The sequence below is a fragment of the Neobacillus sp. YX16 genome, from assembly GCF_030123505.1.
Taxonomy (GTDB): domain Bacteria; phylum Bacillota; class Bacilli; order Bacillales; family Cytobacillaceae; genus Neobacillus.
Genome location: NZ_CP126115.1, coordinates 1,375,241 through 1,398,548, shown reverse-complemented (window position 1 = coordinate 1,398,548; position 23,308 = coordinate 1,375,241). Strand labels below are relative to the sequence as shown.

Genomic DNA, 23,308 nt, shown 5'->3' with positions numbered 1-23,308 from the left:
ACAGGAAGCTTTTTCTCTATGCAAAACGATAGTAAATAAGAAGAAAGGTGGCCATTGTAAAAACAAAATTCAAAAATACAAACACCATTTGAGAAATTTTGGTCCGATGTATTTTTATTGGGGGATCATAAAATGATACTCCTTCTATGATAAAGATAATTAACACGATATGAATCATCAGGTGCCCAATAATTTCTGTGACACCAAATAACATGGTGGTTGAAATAAATATCAATGTCAAGACAAAGGCCAGGAGACGATTTAAGATCCCTACGATTAATAAATATCCAACGACAAATTCAATAAAAGCAGCTAGTACCACAAACGTTGCCGGTGGAAAACCAAAGGTCGGCACTCCGTGCTGATGAATAATATCCATACTCATTGCAGGATAGACCCATTTCTCAACGGCTACCCAGCATAAGGATAATCCTGTCCCTAAATATAGAAACGGAAATCCCCAATCTTCAATCTTCGTTTTCCCGACTAATAATACCCCCACAATGGCTAGATAAAAGCCATAGTCTAGCATATGAAACAATCCAGAGTGGATGAGTTGATGAATAAATAATCCCAATAAAATAAGGGCACCAGCTTTTGTTGCATAATGAATAGGTATCAATAGCAGGATAATCGTTATCCACATTAGGATTCTTATGATTTGATTTGTGATAGCAAATTCTGGTGCAAATATCGTCCCTGCCAAAACCTGAATAATTAACGCAATCGCAGTACCATATTTTAAAATATACCTAGAGGATTTTCGGTATCTGTCCAATACTTCATCGATTTTTTTAGTAATAGGAACTTTATCCAGCAGAGGCAATAACTGAGTCAACATAGCGAGCAAAGCCGCAACCAATAAGGTAATCGTCATGAACAGCGGCGATAAGATATGTTCAATTTCTTCTTTTTCTGGAGTAACTTCTGTAAACCATTTTACATGTGCGTCTACAAAAAGAGGTGTACAAACAATAACCAATACGAACAAGATGAAGACTTTACCTCTATTTTTCATTAGGCCCTCCCTAAAAGTATTCATCTATATAGTTTTCGGTTACTTGCTTAAATATTCTATTTCACAGGAGAATGTTTTTCTTCTATAATAAATGGATATGCGAAACAGAAAATAGATTGTATCTATTATTAGGAGAACATGAATGTTAAAAGATTTCTTTTCAAATGCAACCATTCTGATTGCATCATTTGCAGTGATGGGTCAAATTTTTAAATATATGCCATTGTCTCCTTCTTCGTCACATTCAACAAAGCTTTATTGGGGAATTTGCTATGGTGTTCTTGGAAACATCTTAATGGTATTTAGTTTTCAAATTAACTCCACTACGATTGCTGATTTACGGCACCTTGCGATTGTCATTTCAGCTGCCTTTGGGGGCGTTGTTCCTGCAATTATTGCTTCTATATTCATTGCTTTAGGAAGGGTTACTCTCTTTGGTTTTACGGAAACTGCATTTGTGGCAGCCATTAGTGCACTCCTGACAGGAATCGTGTGTGGCTGGTTTTCTAAATTAAACATCCAACCAACCTTAAAAGCATTTACTATGAACCTTATTGGATTATTTTTTATATCAATTGTCTTTGCCATTTATATAGAAGAAACAAAGACCCTTTTAAATGTTTTATTGAATCATTATCTTATTTCCTTAATTGGGGGATTTTTTGCTTATCATCTATCGGTATATATTGTTAATTCAAATGCAGCAGAAAGAGAATTAAATCTTAGTCTACTAAAATTACAGGAAAGCGAACAGAAGCTGCACAAAGCAAATGAACTTCTAAATCAACTTTCTTATATGGATGGGCTGACAGGCATCGGAAATAGAAGGCATTTTGATGAAGTTCTTAACAAGGAATGGACCAGATTAACTTCAACCGAGTCACCATTAACTCTTCTCATGTTTGATATTGACTACTTTAAAAAGTACAACGATACTTACGGTCACCTTGCTGGTGACCAGTGCCTGCAAACCATTTCATCTGCCATAAAAGAACTTGTGGCCAATAACCCATATGCTACTTTTTGTCGATATGGCGGTGAGGAATTTGCCCTTATCTTAACCAAAACGAAGTTGGATAAGGCAATTGAAATAGCTAATTTGATTCAAAAAAAGATTCAGTCACTTAAAATTGACCATAGTAGTTCGGAAGTTTCGGACATCGTTACAATCAGTATTGGAATTGCATCAATCATTCCGAATTGTGATTTGCAGCCAAAAGATTTAATTCATTTAGCTGATACTTCTTTATATACCTCCAAGGCTAAAGGAAGGAATACCATTTCAACTCTATAAAAATAAAAACGGAAGGGCTTTAATCCTTCCGTTTTTATACATATTTCTACAATTTCCATCCCTTTTCACTTATTTATTCAAAATAATTAGTAAATTTTATTGTATTAATACGAAGAAAAATGTAAAATTTTCCTATAAGCACATTGGATGGTGAAATAGATGGAAATTACTAAACACCTTTTCTTAAATCTTTCCATTTTAATAATATTGCTTCTTTTTTGCCTAATTTGGCTTGATCGAAGCAGAACACTTCCTTTTTCCAAAACGACTATTATCATCATTTCTGTCTTATTATTATGGATATGTCTTCAGTTCGCCTATAGTCCTGTTCCATATGCAAGATACGATTTGCGTATCATTCCTATCGTCATTGGCGGTTTATATCTCGGAATCGGTCTTATACTTGTCGCAGGATTGATAATCATTAGAAGCCTTTACGGCCTTGACTCAGGTTTGGTAGGAACGATTCTTCTTTATGTACCACTCGCTATTGTTTTTTTTCGGTTATCACCTTGGTTTTGGAAACAATCCTCAGAACGAAGAATTTATACTGCAATTTGTTTAGGTATGATACTTGGGGTACTAAGTACTGCTGGGGAATTGCTTAAAGATACAGGCAGCCCTTGGTATGATGTATTGTTTGCCTACCTGGTACTTCCCCCGCTAGGCATTGGTCTAATTGCCTATTCGATTGAATACATCAAAAAAAGTGTTGAACTAAAACATCAATTAATCAAAGTGGAAAAACTAAAAGCTGTCGAACAAATGGGTGCTGCCATCTCACATGAGATCCGAAATCCGTTAACCGCTGCAAGCGGGTTTGTCCAGTTACTTAATGATGACTACCTCCCTAGACATAAACGTAGAGAATACCTTTCAATCGTAAAAGACGAACTTAATTCAGCTGAAAGAGTAATTGAAGATTATTTAACGTTTGCTAAGCCGTCTTTAGTCTCGATTGAAGAACTAAATGTTAAGAATGAACTTAGGCAAATTATTAACATCTTAACTCCAATGGCAAACCAAAATTCCGTTGAAATTATCACTGATTTTTCGGTCATTGGATTCATTAAAGGGGATAAACAAAGATTTCGTCAATGCTTCATTAATATCCTCAAAAATTCAGTTGAAGCGATGCCGACTGGCGGTCATCTTTATGTTGAAACCCATTTTAGCAAGGATTATATAACCATCTGTATCAGGGACACAGGAATTGGGATGACTTCTGAGCAGCTTGAACGTCTCGGTGAGCCTTATTATTCAACGAAAGGGAAGAATGGTACAGGTCTCGGAATGATGGTCGTTTATAGTATTGTCCGTGCTATGAATGGTTTTATTCGAGTCGAAAGTGAATTAGACGCTGGCACCACATTTCGCATTAAGTTTCCAACTATCACCTCGTTTATGAAAAATGAAAATTCTCAAATACAATAGAAATCGACAGGTATTGTACCTGTCGATTTTAGTTAGGCATACATTTTATTCTCTTCTTTTTGGAAAAAGCTCTTCATCGCATGGAATACATCCGCTTTTTGCTTAAGAATATAATAACGGAACTGCTCATCCTTGATATTCTTGTAGGCTGACATTAATGTGGAATGGCGATTGTACTGATTAACTTCTCCATATCCAAACATGTTTGAAACCTTCATTAGTTCTTCAACAAGCTTGACGCAGCGAGCATTATCAGATGTTAGATTATCACCATCAGAAAAGTGGAATGGATAAATGTTGAACTTACGTGGATTATATTTTGCATCAATGATTTCTAAGGCTTTTCGGTATGCAGAAGAACAAATGGTTCCGCCGCTCTCACCTTTTGAGAAGAAATCCTCCTCTGTAACGACCTTAGCTTCTGTATGATGCGCAATAAATTCAATTTCGACGGTTTCATATTTTGTACGTAAGAAGCGTGTCATCCAGAAGAAGAAGCTTCTAGCCATATATTTTTCCCATATACCCATCGATCCACTTGTATCCATCATGGCAATAACAACTGCCTTGGAATCTGGTTTGATTACTTCATTCCAAGTCTTAAATTTCAAATCTTCCTTATAAATAGGATGAAATGCAGGTTTCCCCGTCATGGCATTTCTCTTAAATGCAGACATCATGGTCCGCTTTTTATCGATATTACCCATTAATCCAGTCTTACGGATATCATTGAATTCAATATTTTCTACTAAATGTTCCTGGTCTTCTTTTCTTTTCAGATTTGGCAGCTCTAGTTGTTTAAATAAAGCTTCCTCTAATTCCATTAATGAAACTTCTGCTTCAAAGTAATCCTCACCAGCTTGATCCCCAGCGCCCTGCCCTTTTCCTGGACCCTTTTGCGCATTTGAACCATCACGAGCAACTACGTCACCTACTTGGCTTTCACCGTCACCTTGGCCCACGTGTTTGTTTTTGTCATAATTGTAGCGGATTTTATATTCGTCTAATGAACGAATTGGTATTTTCACCACATCGCGTCCATTGGACATAATAATACTTTCTTCTGTAATTAAGTCGGGAAGATTGTTTCTAATTGCCTCCTGAACTTTTTCTTGATGCCGTTGCTGATCATCGTGGCCTTTACGGTGGAGGGACCAATCTTCTCTTGAAATCACATATTGATGGTTATTGTCAGACAATGTAAACCCCTCCTTATTAATTTTTGTTGTTTTCAGAGTCACATTTTTTTTGAAAAATCATAAGATAACCCGAGTGTAAAAATGCAGATAATGTTGATTACTTTATCCTATGCAGAAGCAGCAAATAATTTACAAATTATTTTGACAATTAGGCTCACACCTTTAAAAATGGACGAGCTACTTTGGTTTGACAAAATTATTAAAATTTATCAACCATTATTGAAAAAAACAGACTGGCAGATTCCTTCCGCCAGTCCCTACTATTTTAATTACCGGTTTAATAAACTTCCGACATACCGTAATAGTTCATTTGCTGATGTTGAGTTATAGCCGTGTTCGTCAATTAATCTAGCAACAACATCATTTATTTTCTTTAACTGCTGCTCATCAGGAGTTTTGGAAGAAGTGGTAATCTTGACAACATCTTTAAGGTCTGCAAATAATTTCTTTTGAATTGCTTCACGAAGTCGATCATGAGAATTGTAATCAAATCGTTTACCTTTTCTAGCAAAGGCGGAGATTCTAATCAGGATTTCTTCCCTAAATGCCTTTTTCGCATTTTCAGAAATTCCAATTTGTTCTTCAATCGAACGCATTAATTTTTCATCTGGGTTGATTTCCTCACCTGTTAACACATCACGAAGCTTCGCTTTGTTGCAGTAAGCCTCAACATTATCAAGGTAATTATCCATTAACGTTTTAGCGGACTCTTCATAGGAGTATACAAAAGCTTTTTGAACTTCATTTTTGGCAATATTATCATACTCTTTCCGTGCAACCGAAATATAATTCATATAGCGCTCACGGAGTTCAGCTGTGATAGAAGGATGTTGATCCAGACCGTCTTTTAACGATCTTAAAACATCCAGTGCATTTATAGACGGTACTTCTTTACGGATGATAGTAGATGATATCCGGTTAATAACATAACGCGGGTCAATCCCACTCATACCTTCATCTGGGTATTCTTTCTTAAGTTCACTGACATCAACCGCATTAAAGCCTTCCACATTTTCACCATCGTACAGGCGCATTTTCTTAACTAAGTCAATATCACCCTTCTTTGGTTCCTTCAGACGGGTTAGAATCGTAAACATCGCTGCAACCCGTAATGTATGCGGTGCAATATGCACATCCGATACATCACTTTCGCTAATCATCTTTTCATAGATTCTTTCTTCCTGTGAAACTTTTAAATTATACGGAATTGGCATAACGATAATCCTGGAATGCAAGGCTTCATTCTTCTTATTCGAAATAAATGAACGGTATTCCGTTTCGTTTGTGTGAGCTACGATAAGTTCATCCGCACTAATTAACGCAAACCTTCCAGCTTTAAAGTTTCCTTCTTGTGTTAAAGAAAGCAAATGCCACAAGAACTTTTCATCACACTTCAACATTTCTTGGAATTCCATCATTCCCCGATTCGCTTTATTCAGTTCACCATCAAAGCGGTAGGCGCGTGGATCTGATTCTGAACCAAATTCGGCAATAGTAGAGAAGTCAATACTTCCTGTTAAATCAGCAATATCCTGTGATTTTGGATCCGATGGGCTAAAGGTTCCAATTCCAGTTCGCTTATCCTCTGAGAAAAAGATTCTTTCAACTAACACATCTTCGATTCTTCCACCATACTCTTGCTCAAGGCGCATCATATTCAATGGTGAAAGATTTCCTTCAATGCGAATACCATACTCTTCATAAAAATCACGACGTAAATGATGAGGGATTAAATGAAGCGGGTCTTCATGCATCGGGCAGCCTTTAATGGCGAAAACAGAGCCTCTATCCGTATGGGAATAGGCCTCTAAACCACGTTTCAGCATGGTAACAAGTGTAGATTTACCTCCGCTTACCGGACCCATTAGCAATAAAATCCGCTTTCTTACATCCAGCCTTTTAGCCGCAGGATGGAAGTATTCCTCGACAAGTCTTTCCAATGATTCCTCTAAACCAAATAATTGATTCCCAAAGAAATTGTAATTCTTAGTCCCTTTTACTTCCTCAATTCCAGCGTCTTTGATCATATTATATACTCGTGAATGTGCCGATTGTGCTACCCATGGCTTCTCTTTTAACAACAGTAAATAATCTCCAAATGACCCTTCCCAACGTAGCTTTTCTTCCTCTTCTCGAAACATCTCAATTTTTTTTAGGATATCCATAAGGCCCTCCCCCTGTAGCGTTATCAGAGACGATTAATATACTCTATGCACCAAAGAACTTGAACATGCGTAACGTTGAAGTATTCCTGCCTATCTTTTTTGTTTTATGAAAAGATTGGAATATTGCTCTTTTCATTTTTTAAAGATAGGCTATAATAAATGTATATGTGTCTAAACTAAGAAATATCTTAAAATTAAGGAGGCTTTACATAAGCATGGGAACTTTTCTAGTTATTTTGGTTATGGTGGCGTTTCTAGCAGCTATTTTTGCATCAGGTTATAATGATAAGCCAGGATCCAGTAAATAATATCTTTCCATTTAAAAAGGCTGCCATAGGGGCAGCCTTTTTTATTTGTGTATGCGTTTTGTAGAAGCTGTACGCTTTTTTGTAGGAACTGTACACTTTTCAGCATAACCTATACACTACTATCTCAAATCCATCTTATTTTTTTGAACAAATTCCTTCATATACATCCGTGTTTGCTTTTCAAGCATGTTTGCCATTTGCTCAGTCCAGGTATCCTTCCTTTTCCCGCTTGTCCTCTCTACATAATAGTTGGAGATTACCTGATTATATTCTTGCAGCTGGCGCAAATATACGTCTTGATCCTGTTCATATTCTTCTTCATGATAAACATGTTCAAAAGGCAGTCTTGGCTTTTGGTCATTTATTTTCTCAGGATAGCCTATAGTCATTCCAAAGAGCGGGATGACCCTGTCTGGAGTTTTTAATAATTCTTTTACATCCTCAAGCTTATTTCGAATTCCACCTATATAACAAATACCTAGTCCCATCGATTCCGCAGCAATTGCCGCATTTTGAGCTGCCAACGTCGCATCGATGAGCGCAACCATAAATTTCTCCGTACTTTCAATTGAAGCGAGTACATCTTTTCCTTCCATTTTTCCAATCAATTCATGCCGGCTTAAATCGGCGCAAAAAACAAATAGATGACCATTCTGGGCAACATATTCTTGGTTTCCTGCTATCTCCGCAAGCTTCCGCTTTTTTTCCTTATCCTTTATGCCTATAATCGAATATGCCTGGATAAAACTTGATGTTGAAGCAGCTTGGGCACAGGCAACAATCGTTTTTATTTGTTCATCACTTAACTGCTTGTCCTTAAAATGACGGATTGATCGATGATTTAATATAGAAGTAATTACTTCATTCATTATTATTCTTCCTTTCTGTTTAGCAAAAAGAGGCCATCGGCTTGGCCTCTTGCGTCTTATTTTAAATGACGATAGTCTTGCTGCCTTAATGCCTCATAAATTAGAATTGCAGCGGTATTGGACAAATTCAAGGAACGAATATTCTCATTCATCGGAATCCTCAGGCTGACATCCTTATTATTTTCAATCACGTCTTTTGGAAGCCCTGTCGTTTCTCGGCCAAAAATGAAAAAATAATCTTTATCGGGATTGCCATAATCAAAGGAACTATAGGGCTTCTCCCCAAACTTCGTGATATAGAAAAATTCTCCGCCTTCATTTTTCTGATAAAAATCATCTAGTGAATCATAATAAACAATATTTACAAATTCCCAATAATCCAATCCCGCTCTCTTTAACATTTTATCATCCGTTGAGAATCCTAATGGACGGATCAAATGTAAAGATGTATCGGTTCCAGCACAGGTTCTTGCGATGTTTCCTGTGTTTGAAGGTATTTGCGGCTGATATAGTACAACATGTATTGCCAAGAATCTCACCTCATAAAAAAAACTCTTCTAACATTATACCATTATCACCCAGCCAAACAAATTTTCTCACCCATCGACAATCGTGAAAAACTTATATTTAATATTCGGTGTGTAGGCAGATGAATCTTCATAGGCCCAGTACCGCATACGGCTGTTGTACGTATTGGCATTAACAAGCGGCATTCCATAGGCATCCTTAGCGGTGACCATCGTGTTATGATTATAACGGCCATCCCCTTCGAAATCGTAACAAATGACATCCCCCAATAATAATTGATTCGGGCTGCTAACTTCTTTTGCTCTCAAACCACTTTTAGAATTAGCTAAATATAACCGCATAGAATGTGCTACAGCCCAACTATAACTATAATTTTTATTTCGGAGCCACCAGCCAGTGCCCCGGTTAGGAAAACCTCTCGTTGGAGCTCCTCCTGCATAAAGACATTGTGAAATAAAGTTTGTACAGTTATTTTCAAATTTTATAAACGCTGGATTATAGGTATTCCACCAGCGTTCCGCATATTGAACAGCTTTTAAGCGATTATACTGATAACTAATCCGTTCCTCCTGTTCATCCTCTGCTGCAAATTCCAACTCAGGCTGCTTCGTATAAGGATTTATTTCTTTATCCATAATCAAATCATTTTTAAAAAACTTGCACATTCGCACTTCGACTTCTTCCTCTTGATACAGCGTTCCTTTTTGTTTAATCAGGTATTGGTAATGAACCTGATAGATCGTGGTTTGAAAATCCCCATCCACGGATCGTTTGAGGATGTTCCCCCGTGCCTTAACCTTTACGATATCTGCGGACCGTTTCGCAAAAGACTCCAGCTTCTGTTCGGCCTTTTCATAATTCCCCGACTGCCTCTTACGCTTTGAAACAAATTGTTCGACTCGTCCTTCAAACAATTCTTGGAGTGATTGATTCACCTTCATCTCCCCCTTCTGTTTCATACATATGTGCAGTTGGGAAATTTAATTTAAAAAAATGAGCAAAGACAGAATGTCCTCGCTCATTTAGTTCTTTAGTTTTAGTAAACTTTTATTAATCTCACTCTTCACTACTAAATCGTCTTCCTTTTCTGCTGCTTTTTCTAATGCCTCAACCGCTTCCATACTGCCAATTTTCCCCAGAGCCCAAGCCGCCGTTTCTTTTAGAACACTGCTGGTTTCATTTTCTAACACATCTAGTAAATCTGGAATAGCACTTTCGTCCTTGAAATGGGCCAGCGCGATGATCGCATTGCGCTGAATCGGCCTTTTACCTCTCCATGATCCCGCTACGGGACCAAATCTGTTCTTAAATTCACGATTACTCATTTTTAACATCGGTCTCAGTAATGGCTTGGCTGTCTCGGGGTCAGCCTCCATTTCCTCATGGAAGTGAAAATCCTTCCCTTTATTGACTGGGCAGGACGTTTGACAGGAATCACAACCATACACCCGGTTGCCAATCTTATCTCTAAATTCTTCAGGAATCACAGCCTTTGTCTGCGTTAAAAAGGCGATACAGCGCTGAGCATTAATCTGTCCGCCTTGCACCAGCGCTCCCGTCGGGCAAGCGTCAATACAAGCTGTGCAGGAACCGCATTGATCCTCCATAGGTGTATCAGCTGCAAAAGCAATGCTGGTAATCATTTCGCCTATATAGACGTAAGAGCCAAACTCCGGTGTCATGACTGCACAATTCTTACCGCTCCAGCCAATCCCCGCCCTCACTGCAACAGCACGGTCAGAAAGCTCACCTGTATCAACCATCGATTTGAGACGAGCCTCTGGCACTTTTTCTAAAATAAATGCCTCTAGCTTTTTTAAACGGTCTCGTAAAATATGATGATAATCTAATCCCCATGAAGCTCGGGAAAAAAAGCCTCTCCGCTCACCTTTTCTCCCTTCAACACGAACCTTCATTTTTGAAGGATAGGCCAGAGCGATGGAAATAATAGATCTCGGTTCTGGAAGAAGCATGGCTGGTGTCACCCGTTTTTCAATATCAGGCTCTTCAAAACCAGATTGATACCCAAGTTCCTGCTGGCGAATCAGTCTATTTTTCAGCTCAGTGAAAGGATCTGCCGTGGTAAAACCAATTTTATCAATGCCAATCGTTTTACTATACGCAATGACTTCCTCCTTCAATTGATCAATATTCATTCGGAAACCTCCCTTCATCTAAAAATAATCTATAGTAAGCCGCTAATTTCTCGTTCCACATCTCATTATGATAAACTATTTTTATGAAATTTTGGAGGTGGAATCATTGGAAATTCAGCTTTCGTCAGAAATAATAAGCCAGATTCCTCATTTTAAGCTTGGAATCATAGAATATAAAGAGATTACCGTAGGCGATTCCCCACAAATGGTCAAAGGAAGACTGCAGCTTTTTCAAGAATCGATTTACTTTGAATTAGAAAATAAAAATCTATCTGAGTTACCAGGAATCCAAGAATGGCGCAGTATTTTTAAAACTTTTGGCAAGGACCCTAACCGCTATCGCCCTTCTTCGGAGGCACTATACCGCAGAGTTCAGAAACAGAATTATCTTTCCGCTGTCCAAAGTGCCATTGATATCAATAACTTTTTCTCCTTACAATATCAAGTACCGATTGGTATTTATGACAGCGATAAACTAGAGGGACAAATAACGATCGAAGTTGCGAAGGCAGGCGAACAATATTTAGGACTGAATGGCCGGATGAACTCATTAGAAAACCTGATTGTATCATCGGATCAGCTCGGACCATTCGGAAGTCCATTTGTAGATTCTAATAGAGCGCCGGTAACGGAAACGACCAAAAATGCGCTTCAGATCATCTATTTACAGCCTTCTACAGCAGTGAATAGTGCGGAAAGGCTGACAGAGTCGTTGATGAAGATGTTCACACAACTTCATGGCGGTGAAGCGAGCTTCTATATATTAGGAAGTCAGTAGGGAGTAACGAATGGAAGTTATTCGTGCCCGTCTTGGGTTTAAAAAACGATCACAGTAACGAATAGAAGCTATTCGTGCCCGTCTTGGGTTAAAAAGTCTGCTCACGGTAACGAATAGGGGATGTTTGAAAAGATTTTTTATACAGGAGCCTTTTTATTAATAACTTATTTCCTAAATATAGAAAAAACGCAATGCATCGTTCTCAAGTAACGATACACTGCGTTTGGTAATATGTATGGAGCGGGTGATGAGAATCGAACTCACAACATCAGCTTGGAAGGCTGAGGTTTTACCACTAAACTACACCCGCACAAAAGACATTATATACAAAAGTTAAAGAACTTAAACACATTTATAATATTACAAAGTTTTATCCCTATCGTCAAGGGAATTTCGCATTTTTTGTCGAAAAAAATCATTAAACAAAATATCTGATTGGACCTTTTTTTAATGATATGCACCGTATCAGGATAAATACCCTCAATTAATTTCATTCTGCCAATTTTTGATTAATAAAGATTCCAAATAAACACATATCAAAAAAATTGCAAGGCACCTTCCAATTTTGCGGATGGTGCCTGTTACTTTTTTTGATAATCTTTTCGTTACGAGGAGGCAAAACTCTTTCCGTTTAGATAATAAGCGGACTCCAAGAATGTACTGAAAGCGACTTCTACCTCTGGAATATCGAGTGATTGAATATGTTGGGTTACAATGCTGGCAAATTGGTCTTGAATCTCCTGACCGCGTTCGAACCATTTAACTTCAATTAATGGATATCCTTGCACTTCATCGCCATCAAACACATAGGTTGATTGGACAATTTCTAAGGTAAAATTGTCACTTCCACATTCGCATAAATCCGCCAATTCTTGTACTAATGAAGCACTAATTGTTTTTACCTGATCTACTGAAACTCCTCTAATGATTAAATGTGGCATACAAATCCTCCAAGAGCCGTCTAAGACATTTTTAAGTAGTAATCAAAGTCTATACTGACATAAATTTATCTAATTGCCAAATTAAACCTAACCGATTGTTGAGCAATGGGTATTGTTTTGGAAAGAAAAAAAAACAGACTCTATAAAGAGCCTGCTAGTTTGTTCTTAATTATTAAGCTTTACGAACGTTAGCAGCTTGAGCTCCACGTTGGCCTTGCTCAACGTCAAAAGTAACTGCTTGACCTTCGTCTAAAGATTTGAAACCTTCGCCTTGGATAGCTGAGAAATGAACGAATACGTCTTCTCCTGCTTCACGCTCGATAAATCCGAAACCTTTTTCTGCGTTAAACCATTTTACTTTACCTTGTTCCATGTTGTTTCCTCCTGCTGTGTGCTTTGCACACAATGTATTACTATCCTTGCACTCAGTGATCATCAAGACGAAAAGTTAATCTTATACTATCCTTTACACCGAACAAAAATAATTCTTCTATAGCTTAACATCTTTCAAAAGTATTTGCAAGAAGACATCGCACTTCATTTGGTTTCTTATGATTTCTCTTCTTTTTTTAAAATAAAAAATAGTGCCAACTTCTCTTTAAAAGAAATTGGCACTTTGTTTATTCACTTTACGTTATCGTGCCTCCTTTGGTGGTTGGCACACGTCACATTTACGTTGGTTATTATTTTTAAATTTCGTTAATGTTTTTTCAAAGTTGCTGCCACATGCACATTTAAATAGTAACTTTTGAGAAAAGCCGTGATATTCCGTCGTTAGCAACTTACTTTCCGAATTGTTTTCAACAAATTCTTTAATTTTACCAATCGTCCATCGTTTATTCATTCTCTTACACCTCCATATTTTATCGCTATGCGGAGGCTTCTTTTGGCATCCGTTCAAATAATTAATATCGCCATTGTATGCTAATGTATTTACAAACGCAATACATTTTCCATCATCTTGGATTTCTAAGCCAAAAAAGTGCCTGGCACCTTCTAAATTTACGGATGGTGCCTGGCACTTTCTTTGATTATATTACATTCCCACTTTTTAGGTTTTGAATTTGTTCTTTGGAGTAACCCAGTTCCTCTAAGACTTCGTCTGTATGTTCTCCAAGCAATGGTGGATGGCGTCGAACTTTTGACGGAGTTTCCGATCATTTACCTGGAAATCCAGGGACTTTCAGATTCTTTACAATAGGATGGTCAATCTCAATCATCATTTCCCTTGCACGAACCTGAGGGTGATTGAGAACTTGATCAATTGTGTGAATTGGACCACATGGGACCCCAGCATTATCCATCTTTTCAAAAATATCTTTGCTTTCCATCGTAATCAGTCTCTCAGAAATAATATTCACAAGTTCTTGACGATGATCCACTCGCTTTGCATTTGTTTCAAAACGAGCATCTTCCATTAAATCAATCCAATCTAAAGCCTGGCAGCACTTTTTCCATAATCGATCATTGGCTACAGCCAAAATGATATCCATGTCTTTTGCTCTAAACGATTGGTATGGAACAATCGAAGGATGAGCTGATCCCATTCTTCCAGCAGCCTTACCTGTTGCAAGAAATCCAGTTGCCAGATGATTCAACAATACAACTTGTCCATCAAGCAAACTTACATCAACAAATTGTCCTTTTCCTGTTTTCTGTACAGAGAATAATGCACTTAAAATACCATAAGCTGCAAACATCCCCGTTGTTAAATCTACAATGGACATACCTGCTTTTGCCGGACCTGAATGGGCATCACCTGTGATACTCATTCATCCACCGAACCCTTGTAAAAGAAGGTCGTAGCCGGCTCTATTCCTTTCGGGACCTGTCCTGCCAAATCCTGAAATAGAACAATAGATCAAACGAGGATTTATATTTTTCATTGTTTCATAACCATAACCTAGTTTTTCTAGTGTTCCTGTTCGAAAATTTTCTACTAGAACATCAGCGTCTTTCGCTAATTTATAAATAATTTCTTTTCCCTCTTCACTTTTTAGATCGACCGTAATGCTTCGTTTATTTCTGTTTGAACTTAGATAATAGCAACTTTCATCATTCCACGTTGGAGGAGTGAAGCGCCTGGACTCATCTCCTTGCCCAGGCTGCTCAACCTTAATCACATCTGCCCCCATATCTCCAAGCAACATGGTAGAAAACGGGCCTGCTAATGTTCTTGATAAATCGAGTATTTTAATTCCTTCTAAAGCATACATCGATGTCTACTCCTTACCGGTTTTTTTAAACCGCCATTTTTCTAAACTACAGCAACTTTTTCAACCAGCTGTTCTTTTAAGGCCCTTCTTAAAATTTTCCCCGTTCCACTTTTCGGCAGTTCCTCGATGATTTCAATGACCGAAGGAAGTTTATATTTTGCCAGATAGTAGGCATGCAGTTGTTCCACCGTTAGTAACGGGTCTTTGGCGGCGACATAAGCTACCACTGCCTCACCGCGATTTGGATCCGGTACGCCAAAAACCGCAGCCTCCAATACGTCGGGATGATGATAGAAGACTTCTTCGACTTCCCTCGGGTAAACGTTATACCCTCCTACAATAATCATATCTTTTTTCCGATCGACAATATAAAAATAGCCATCTTCATCCATTTTTGCCAGATCACCAGTATAAAGCCAGCCATCTTTAACCGCCTTTTTTGTCTCTTCAGGCATTTTATAGTAGCCTTTCATGACATTTGGGCCGCGGAAAATCAGCTCTCCTACATCTCCCACAGGAACTTCCTCCCCTAATTCATTCATTCGTTCTCTATATCTAATCCTATTAATTTTCATACTACTATGTAAATAATAGTAAAGATTATTCCAACGAAATCTTTACAACATCATCCAAATATTTCATTGCATTATATCCATAAATCACCAGCCTGTTAGGAATTACTTTTTCTCCAGCGGTGTTAGGGTGTAACTTCGTGTTAAGAACTGTAATGAAATGACGGGGTTGCTCGATTTCTTCATAGGATATAGGTTCATTCATATTGTACTCCACCCCGTTTTTATCAACGAGCACTCCTTCTGAATCCATCTCCATTGATACAATTTCACTTTCATCCTCACCGATAACTTCGAAGTTAAGCGACTCATATGAACGATTCTCATGATTACTTATGACAACTTTCGTCGGCTGTCCCACTTCCACCTTGTCGATAGACATTGTACTGCCTGCATATTCAAAGGTATGGGGATATTCCTGTATTTCATCCAATTCGATGGTTTTTAGGTCTTCAAAAGTAAAATAAGTCGATTCGAATTGAACGTTAATATTTTTTGGCTTTTCTCCAAAAAGTGGGTCAAAGTGTGATTGCATAGGAATCCAGTTTTCGTCATAAGTTGTTTCTAAAAATGAACTGCCATAACTATCAGCTTTCACTTTTTTATTGTTCACTTCTAGATTATTAAAATTAATAACGTCTAACCGTTTCTCTCGCTGTTCAATATTAACACCATATTGCAAAACCGTCGCAGTTGGTGCAATGGTTAGTTTATCAAATCGAACCGGGATACCTTCGACTATTGTTTCTTCATCCAAGGCATATTCGGCGGAAGGCTGTTTTGTTACAGGGATTTCGAAGTTCCACTTCCCTGTTTCACTTTCCATGCCCCCGTAAGCTACAAGACCATTCTGGTCAGACGTATCACGAATCAATTTATGAAGTTTTGTGATTTTCAGTTTGATAGTGCCTTTATCACTTGTGAGTGGCTGCAGACTTATCCTCCCTTGATACACGTTCTTTTCTTCGTTATTTACAGCAGCCTCAAGGTCAGGAGGATAGTACCTTGGATATGCTGCCGTGTTCATGATTTCAAAATCGTTCTCCACAAAAACCCCATCAAAAGCATCCATAACATATTGATTGTCTTCTTTCGTATCTTCTATTTCGTAAAAAACAAGCGTCTGAACCTCATCCGCAATCGCACTCTTGATCTTGATTTTCACCCCATTGCTTTCGGCTTCAAGGTTCAGACTTTCTCCCAGGTCTTGTTCAAGAAAGGCACGCAATTCCTGATCCTCCTCTGTCCATGTATAGTAGGATTTGGAAAACGCTCCTGTAAAAAATTCTATTCCTATTAATATTGCGAATATTCCTGCAAAAACAAGTCCTTTTCTTATACGTTTCTTGTTCTTCTGTTGCCTATGCTTTTCCTTAACTGCCAGCCTATCTTTAATGTTCTCCATGAAATCAGATGGCACATGCAAATCTTTCATTCTATCAGTAAGATTTACTAGGGTTAACATAACATCCTGAAAGGTCGCCAAATCCGTCTGACATTCTTGACAATGATAAATATGTTTCTCTAAATCAATCTTTATCGGACGATCTAAGGTTCTTTCTAAGTAATCGATGTAATCCTTTTGATACTCTTTACAGCCATTATAGAGAGATCCGTCCCCCATTTCGTTTCTTAGTGACCGAATTCCGGAAAACAAAAGCTCTTTCATCTTTTCCACTGAAACTTGGAGAAGATGTGCCCCCTCTTCCTTAGAGATTCCCTTTACATAAGTAAGGACCATCGCATCTTTCTCATACTCTTTTAATTGATCAAGTGCTTTAAATATATCCTGACGTGTTTCAGTTTCCACTCTAGTTAGTAAACTTCTATCCTCAGAAAGCTTCCGGCAGATATGTATGAAGATGGATGTGACCCACGTTTCGAATGATGTTTCCCTTTTAAAGCGAGGCAATTCCTTATGGACTTTTATAATGGTCTGGTAAAAAAGCTCTTCCATTTGCTGCTGATTGCCAAGATAAGACCAGCCAAGTGTATAGAACGATTGCTTATTCAGATCGAACCAATCGAAGATGGATTCCTCACTTTTTTCTCTTATGGCAGCAGTGATTGATGTGGGTTCTATTTTTGCTGGAATCATAAATATGTTTCCCCCCCTTTTACATTCTCTTTAAACCTTTTTAACCTTTCTTCAATAACTTTCCTATATGCACTATTCGACAATTTACTAATATTTCCTCTTACTAAATTTTTATATTAAAGAAGGAACATCTCTTATAAAAGATGTCCCTTCTTATTTATTATGAAGTTAAAGCATTGATACTAGCCTTTTCTTTCTTTCCGTGCAGTAAAAAGTAAAGACCAGAAGATACCAACACTACAACTCCTAGAATCATATAAAGTGTACTATAGCTCGTAAATGGAAGGATGAATCCAAGCAAATAAGGTCCGAATCCAAGACCGGCATCAAGAAATATAAAGAAAGTCGACGTTGCCAGTCCCATACGATGAGAAGGAGTCAGTTTAATTGCGATTGCCTGTGTGCAGGACTGCATATTCCCAAATCCGAGTCCAATCAGTAAACCCGCTACTAACAAAGTGATGCTGTTGTGGGCTGAACCTAAAATCAGCATTCCAGCAGTAAAGAGGACAAATGCCGGATACATCACATAGTTTGCCCCTTTTTCGTCCATTAAACGGCCTGTGAATGGACGGGAAATCAGTACTGCTATTGAATACACAAGAAAGAAGAAACTTGCAGCACGAACCAGTTCAATTTCAATTGCATAGAAATTAATAAAAGATAGAACACTGGAGTAACAGAAACCGATTATTAAAGTAATCAATGCAATCGGGACTGCCTTTGGCTCAATAAAATCAGAGAGTTTGACTCCTTTTATTTCAGTTGTCTTTGCCGCTCCTTCCGATGCGGGTACATACACAAAGAAGGCTGTAATCAAACTGAAGATACCTAAAGCCAGGCAGAGACTAAAAATAATTTGAGTGCTTGTATGTTGGCTCATATATAGTCCAATGAATGGTCCGATTGCCGTAGATAATGTCGAACTCATACTGTAATAACCGATACCTTCTCCTCTACGTCTTTTTGGGATAATCTGAGCCACAATTGTTCCTGTTGCAGTGCTTGCGATCCCCAGTGTAATCCCATGTAATAAACGAGTAATAAGCAGGAAGGTGATACCTAAATGGATAAAATATAATGATGTTGTAAGAATAAATAGAATTAATCCAATGAACAACGTTTTTTTAAGGCCAATTGAATTCATACTGCGGCCAATAAACAGACGCCCAATTAATGTCCCAACAATAAAAATTCCTGTAACAAGCCCGGCCTGGCTTGTAGTAGCATGATATTCATCTACCGCATAAACACCGATAATCACAATTAACAAATAAAAGACTAACGTTAACAAAAAATTGACGCTGGATACAATGATAAAATCCTTTGTCCATAATTTAGGTTTACTCACTTTTGCTTCCCCCGCTTCTCATAATATTATCCTGGATTTTAGGAAGCGTTTGAAACGTAATCATTTGCTCTTCATTAGCGATACCTACCATAACACTATTTTCTAAATCCGTTATTTTTTTTCTACATGCTTTGTAAATCTCTTCTCCTAATTCTGTTAACTGAATGACTTTCTCTCGCCTATCCATACCAGGAATTTGCTTCACCATTTGTAGATCTTCCAAACGATGAACCCTCCTTGTGATGGTTGGCTTTTCTACATTATAATGATTTGCAATATCTACAAGTGTCGAAGGCCCATTTCTTTTAATGTAAAAAATAACTTGCCACAGAGAATAAGAAAGCTCATAAGTTCTCATTAGTTCATTCAATGAAGTTATAAGTGATCTATACAGACTTAAATAACGCTGAAAAAAACCTTCCAATTCTTTCTTCCCCTCCTACATAAAATAGTTACCATGGATAACTATTACCGAAGATAACCATATATTTTTTTGAAAAAGATGTCAAGGGGAACGATCTTTACTAAGCACTTAATCATTTTAGAAGACATGCTCATAAATACGTATCTAACGTATATTGTCGATAACTACCTTTATAGGAGGAATGTGCTTTGTACTACTATAATAGTCCATATTTAAACCACTTCAAAAACGGTTATTACTGTGGTACGCAATAGTTTTTTCGATGTCATCCAAGCCCTGTTCGCATAACATAAAACAGTTAAAAAAAAGAAGGGGTTATAATGATTTCATATAATGGGAATGGCGGGAATAATAATAATAATAATAATAATAATAATCTAGCCGATATTCTACAATTGATTGGACAATGGTTTAATGTGACAGGAGATACATTAGGTCTTATAGGGCAAGCTATGGCATTAGAACAAGATAAAATTGATACCATCCAAGCACAAAAAGAGAAGCAACAACAAGAATTACAGCAGCAGCAAATGCAACAACAACTAGAACAAATGCAACAGCAAATAAAAATTTTGCAAGAACAAATTAAAAAGCAAGTCTAATTAATGTTGCAGTCCTCTATGTTAAATCTGTCTACTAAGTAAGATAGTAGATTGGAAGTATTTGGTCCAGTTCAGGCTGAGATACAGGATACGAAAGAAAAGTTAAAACATGATTCTCTACTCTAAGCTTTCTTTCTTTTTGATTTTCTGGCCACGGTAAATTCACAGTACTCTTCGCTTCCAAAGATGAATTATCTTCTGTAATAAAAGTAAAGAGCCTCAGAGTTAATTCAGGCTCTTTACGATCTATATTATTTAATTGGTTGAATCATAAATTCAAATTTCATGTCTTCATTCGCTTTCACTAGATGTTCCGGATAAACGGGTGCTCCCCAGCTATCATCTCCACCAACGCCCATTTGTTTGCCTGCTACAGTAACAACTGTATAGTGCACATTTGGCAGTTCATAGTGATGAGCTGCATTCTCTATTTCAAATGCAGTATACGGTGAAAAATTACATTCTACTGGACGAGAAGTGGAGGAAATTTTAATACCATGTCCGTCACTATTTGTGAGGTTTACCCAGCGTACACCAGTGCGATTGCCAGATTCTTGCGGTTTTACATATCCCGATAAATTGTCTATAACGTTATTGGTAAATACCCCAAGCCTTGCTCCAGCTGCGCGATCTGAATAATTTTCTTCAGGTCCCATCGCGTACCATTCTAATTGGTCGTAATCCGCAGAAACCTTGAATGAAACTGCATAAATCGGCATTTGCGGAAGGTTTTCAGCACCATGATAGACTGATTTAACGCGCACACTTCCATCTGCAAATACGGTAAAAGTGTTTTTGACTTCAATTTCTGAATGAATCGAGAATTTATAGGTAAAAGCAACCTCTACTTTGTCTTTATGTTCCTCTACCTCTAACCCAACAGATTGACGAGCTAGGCTAGCTGCATACCAGCATCCTGAAGTAAACCCTTGAGAAAATCCTCTGTCATTATCGGTAGTAGCTCTCCAGAACAATGGAAGTAGTGGAGCTTCAATCAACTCTCTACCTCCATATTTCATAGAAATAAGACTTTTAGCCTTACGACAAAACATGATGGTAAAATCAGTACCATGCACACCAATGTTTTGTGTACCGTATGCTACTCTTAGATTCCCACTAGGAATTTGAGCGATTTGTTGTTTCTCCACAAACACATATTGGCCAAAGGCAATATCATAACCAGCATCACCCCAAAGCTTCTCTTCTTTTAGTTTGAAGGATGTATGGATGACATATTCACCTGCATCACTTAGGAATTCAGCAGGTAAGTTAAATTCAACTCGACCTTCACTTTGTGGCAGGATATCCACATGGTCCTGATTCCGATATAATTCCTTACCATCTAGGAATAGAATGTACTCCAAATCATAGTTGGATGTATCTTCGAATAAGCTTTCATTGATAATTGTAACCCCGGATTTATCAACGTTAAGCTTGATATTCTGGTATAGATATTTCACTTCCTGCATCTTTGGTGATAGCTTTCGATTTGAATATACAATTCCATTCGTACAGAATCCATAGTCTGTAGGACGATCGCCAAAATCTCCTCCGTATGCAAGAAACTCTTGACCAAAGCGGTCTTTCTTTATTAGGGCTTGATCAATATAATCCCAAATAAATCCACCTTGGTACATCGGATATTTATTTTCAAGAGCGGTATATTTGTCCATACCTCCCAGAGAATTACCCATGGCATGCATATACTCACAGCTTATATAAGGCTTTTCTGGATTATCGTTTAGATATTCCTCAATATCTGCTGGCTTCGCATACATACGGCTTTCCATATCACTTGTATCGTTATAGTCACGATTATGGAAAACACCCTCATAATGGACAAGGCGACTTGGATCAACAGACTTGAAGTAACGGGTAACATTCAGAATAACCTCACCTGCATAGGACTCATTACCACATGACCAGATCAATATTGATGGATGGTTTTTATCTCTTTCGACCATTGAAACAGCACGGTCTAAAACAATATTTTGCCATTCTGGCTTGTTTCCAGGGATATTCCATGAAGGTTCAACTGCCCCCATCTTTTGCCAGGAACCATGTGTTTCCAAATTCATTTCATCGATTACATAAATTCCATATTCATCACATAACTCGTACCAATAACTTTGATTTGGATAATGAGATGTTCGCACTGCATTTATATTGTGTTGTTTTAATGTTTTAATATCCCAAAGCATATCTTCTTTTGTAACAGCACGACCTCTTCGGCAGTTGAATTCATGACGATTCACACCTTTGAACACAATTCTTTCGCCATTTAGTCTCATAATTTTATCAACAAGCTCAAACTTTCGGAACCCAACCTTTTGTGGAATGACCTCTACAAGTTCACCTGAAGCGTTATAGATTTGAATATAGAGTTTATATAAATACGGATTTTCCGCACTCCAAAGCTTAGCTGCTTCCACTTCTATCGAAACTGAACTATTTTCACCAGTAAGTTCGCTGCCTTTTTTCACTACAAAGTTTCCTTTATCATCACAAAGCTCTGCTACTATTTGGGAACCTACCGGAATGTTTGGCAGAAACTTTAAATCTACTTTTAGCTCTGCATTCTTATATGAAGAGTCTAGATCCGTATGAATGTGAATATCTCGTGCATGAATTTCAGGTACTGTATATAGATATACATCTCTAAAAATACCAGAAAATCTCCAAAAGTCTTGATCTTCTAGCCAACTGCCGGTACTACGTTGAAACACCTCTACCGCAAGTTTATTTTCTCCTTCTGTTAGAAAAGAAGTTAATTCAAACTCTGCAGGAGTAAAGCTGTCTTCACTGTATCCAACAAATTTACCATTTAACCAAACAAAGAAAGCTGACTCTACACCTTGGAATGAAATATAAACAGGCTTGTTCTCCATATTCTCAGGCACTTTAATATACTTCACATAGCTTCCCACTGGGTTAAAATCCTTTGGGATTTCTGGTGGACGTACATCTCTATGCCCGTCCCATGGATAAATTGTATTCACGTATTGTGGAGTTCCATATCCTTGTAACTGAATATGGCCAGGAACTGTTATATCTCCCCAAGCCGAGCATTCAAAGTCAAGCTCATAAAACCGCTCGGGTCTTGAGTCTGGATTAATAGAATAATTAAATTTCCAATTTCCGTTCAAGTCATGGCGCATCGTCATGGCAGAAGCTTTTTTTGCTTCCTCTATTGTTGCATAGTAGATATGATCAGAATGTGCTGGAACTCTGTTAACTGCGAACACATTTAAGTCAGTAAGCCAATCTATAGTTGGAACTTGGTTCTGTTTTTTATCTTGGATTTGAGTTTTAGTCATATTCTTATCTTCCTTTCTATTTTTCTACCAAACGCTGG

At 37.8% G+C, this 23,308-nt stretch carries 18 protein-coding genes, 1 tRNA gene and 2 pseudogenes; 4 read left to right on the top strand and 17 right to left on the bottom strand.

The window, feature by feature from the left end; translation table 11 throughout:
• Positions 1-16: 16 nt before the first annotated feature.
• Positions 17-1,018, bottom strand: coding sequence for a DoxX family membrane protein (locus tag QNH48_RS06850; protein ID WP_283954299.1), 1,002 nt, complete (start codon positions 1,016-1,018; stop codon positions 17-19).
• Between the two features lie 142 nt (positions 1,019-1,160).
• Between QNH48_RS06850 and QNH48_RS06845 the strand changes: the two genes are divergently transcribed.
• Together QNH48_RS06845 and QNH48_RS06840 are read left to right on the top strand one after the other, a co-directional pair.
• On the top strand, positions 1,161-2,312 hold the full coding sequence (locus QNH48_RS06845; protein ID WP_283954298.1) for a GGDEF domain-containing protein: 1,152 nt from the start codon (positions 1,161-1,163) through the stop codon (positions 2,310-2,312).
• A gap of 159 nt (positions 2,313-2,471) precedes the next feature.
• On the top strand, positions 2,472-3,746 hold the full coding sequence (locus QNH48_RS06840) for an MFS domain-containing histidine kinase (protein ID WP_283954297.1): 1,275 nt from the start codon (positions 2,472-2,474) through the stop codon (positions 3,744-3,746).
• A gap of 32 nt (positions 3,747-3,778) precedes the next feature.
• On the opposite strand, the gene yhbH is transcribed toward QNH48_RS06840, so the two are convergent.
• The 6 genes from yhbH to queG all read right to left on the bottom strand — a co-directional run bounded on the left by yhbH (position 3,779) and on the right by queG (position 10,971).
• Complete coding sequence (gene yhbH, locus QNH48_RS06835) at positions 3,779-4,945, bottom strand: sporulation protein YhbH (protein ID WP_133370637.1); 1,167 nt, start codon at positions 4,943-4,945, stop codon at positions 3,779-3,781.
• Positions 4,946-5,214: 269 nt separating this feature from the next.
• Positions 5,215-7,110: a PrkA family serine protein kinase gene (locus QNH48_RS06830; RefSeq protein ID WP_095248408.1), complete on the bottom strand. Its 1,896-nt coding sequence runs from the start codon at positions 7,108-7,110 to the stop codon at positions 5,215-5,217.
• 427 nt (positions 7,111-7,537) lie between these two features.
• A complete protein-coding gene (gene nfsA, locus QNH48_RS06825; RefSeq protein ID WP_283954296.1) occupies positions 7,538-8,287 on the bottom strand; it encodes an oxygen-insensitive NADPH nitroreductase in 750 nt (249 codons plus the stop codon).
• Positions 8,288-8,343: 56 nt separating this feature from the next.
• Complete coding sequence (gene trmL / locus QNH48_RS06820) at positions 8,344-8,817, bottom strand: tRNA (uridine(34)/cytosine(34)/5-carboxymethylaminomethyluridine(34)-2'-O)-methyltransferase TrmL (RefSeq protein WP_283954295.1); 474 nt, start codon at positions 8,815-8,817, stop codon at positions 8,344-8,346.
• A gap of 66 nt (positions 8,818-8,883) precedes the next feature.
• Positions 8,884-9,750, bottom strand: coding sequence for an amidase domain-containing protein (locus QNH48_RS06815; protein ID WP_283954294.1), 867 nt, complete (start codon positions 9,748-9,750; stop codon positions 8,884-8,886).
• 87 nt (positions 9,751-9,837) lie between these two features.
• Positions 9,838-10,971: a tRNA epoxyqueuosine(34) reductase QueG gene (gene queG, locus QNH48_RS06810; protein ID WP_283954293.1), complete on the bottom strand. Its 1,134-nt coding sequence runs from the start codon at positions 10,969-10,971 to the stop codon at positions 9,838-9,840.
• 106 nt (positions 10,972-11,077) lie between these two features.
• On the opposite strand from queG, the gene QNH48_RS06805 reads away from it, so the two are divergent.
• Positions 11,078-11,749 (top strand): B3/B4 domain-containing protein, encoded by a 672-nt coding sequence (locus QNH48_RS06805; protein ID WP_283954292.1) that lies wholly within the window; start codon positions 11,078-11,080, stop codon positions 11,747-11,749.
• A gap of 236 nt (positions 11,750-11,985) precedes the next feature.
• Here the strand turns inward: QNH48_RS06805 and QNH48_RS06800 are convergent.
• The 9 genes and pseudogenes from QNH48_RS06800 to QNH48_RS06760 form a co-directional block, all read right to left on the bottom strand.
• Positions 11,986-12,059: transfer RNA gene (locus tag QNH48_RS06800), tRNA-Gly, on the bottom strand.
• A 295-nt stretch (positions 12,060-12,354) separates the two neighbouring features.
• Positions 12,355-12,690 carry a DUF1904 family protein gene (locus tag QNH48_RS06795; RefSeq protein WP_095248401.1) on the bottom strand — a complete coding sequence of 112 codons (336 nt, stop codon included), beginning with the start codon at positions 12,688-12,690 and terminating at the stop codon, positions 12,355-12,357.
• A 172-nt stretch (positions 12,691-12,862) separates the two neighbouring features.
• Positions 12,863-13,063 (bottom strand): cold-shock protein, encoded by a 201-nt coding sequence (locus QNH48_RS06790; RefSeq protein ID WP_066052309.1) that lies wholly within the window; start codon positions 13,061-13,063, stop codon positions 12,863-12,865.
• A 261-nt stretch (positions 13,064-13,324) separates the two neighbouring features.
• Entirely contained in the window at positions 13,325-13,534 is a 210-nt protein-coding gene (locus tag QNH48_RS06785; protein ID WP_133370629.1) for a hypothetical protein, read from the bottom strand.
• 313 nt (positions 13,535-13,847) lie between these two features.
• A pseudogene (locus tag QNH48_RS06780) lies at positions 13,848-14,906 on the bottom strand (CaiB/BaiF CoA transferase family protein).
• Between the two features lie 41 nt (positions 14,907-14,947).
• Positions 14,948-15,448 (bottom strand): annotated as a pseudogene (locus QNH48_RS06775) (AMP-binding enzyme); the annotation flags it as partial.
• A 58-nt stretch (positions 15,449-15,506) separates the two neighbouring features.
• Positions 15,507-17,576, bottom strand: a complete 2,070-nt coding sequence (locus QNH48_RS06770; RefSeq protein ID WP_283954291.1) for a sigma-70 family RNA polymerase sigma factor — start codon at positions 17,574-17,576, stop codon at positions 15,507-15,509.
• A gap of 160 nt (positions 17,577-17,736) precedes the next feature.
• A complete protein-coding gene (locus QNH48_RS06765) occupies positions 17,737-18,927 on the bottom strand; it encodes an MFS transporter (RefSeq protein ID WP_283954290.1) in 1,191 nt (396 codons plus the stop codon).
• Positions 18,920-19,351: a MarR family winged helix-turn-helix transcriptional regulator gene (locus QNH48_RS06760; protein ID WP_283954289.1), complete on the bottom strand. Its 432-nt coding sequence runs from the start codon at positions 19,349-19,351 to the stop codon at positions 18,920-18,922. Before QNH48_RS06760 ends, QNH48_RS06765 begins: the two co-directional genes overlap by 8 nt.
• 320 nt (positions 19,352-19,671) lie before the next feature.
• Here QNH48_RS06760 and QNH48_RS06755 point away from each other — a divergent pair, with 320 nt between their 5' ends.
• The gene (locus tag QNH48_RS06755; RefSeq protein ID WP_283954288.1) at positions 19,672-19,953 is read left to right on the top strand and encodes a hypothetical protein; all 282 of its coding nucleotides are present in this window, start codon (positions 19,672-19,674) and stop codon (positions 19,951-19,953) included.
• A 251-nt stretch (positions 19,954-20,204) separates the two neighbouring features.
• On the opposite strand, the gene lacZ is transcribed toward QNH48_RS06755, so the two are convergent.
• Positions 20,205-23,270 (bottom strand): beta-galactosidase, LacZ type, encoded by a 3,066-nt coding sequence (gene lacZ / locus QNH48_RS06750; RefSeq protein WP_283954287.1) that lies wholly within the window; start codon positions 23,268-23,270, stop codon positions 20,205-20,207.
• Between the last annotated feature and the right edge of the window lie 38 nt (positions 23,271-23,308).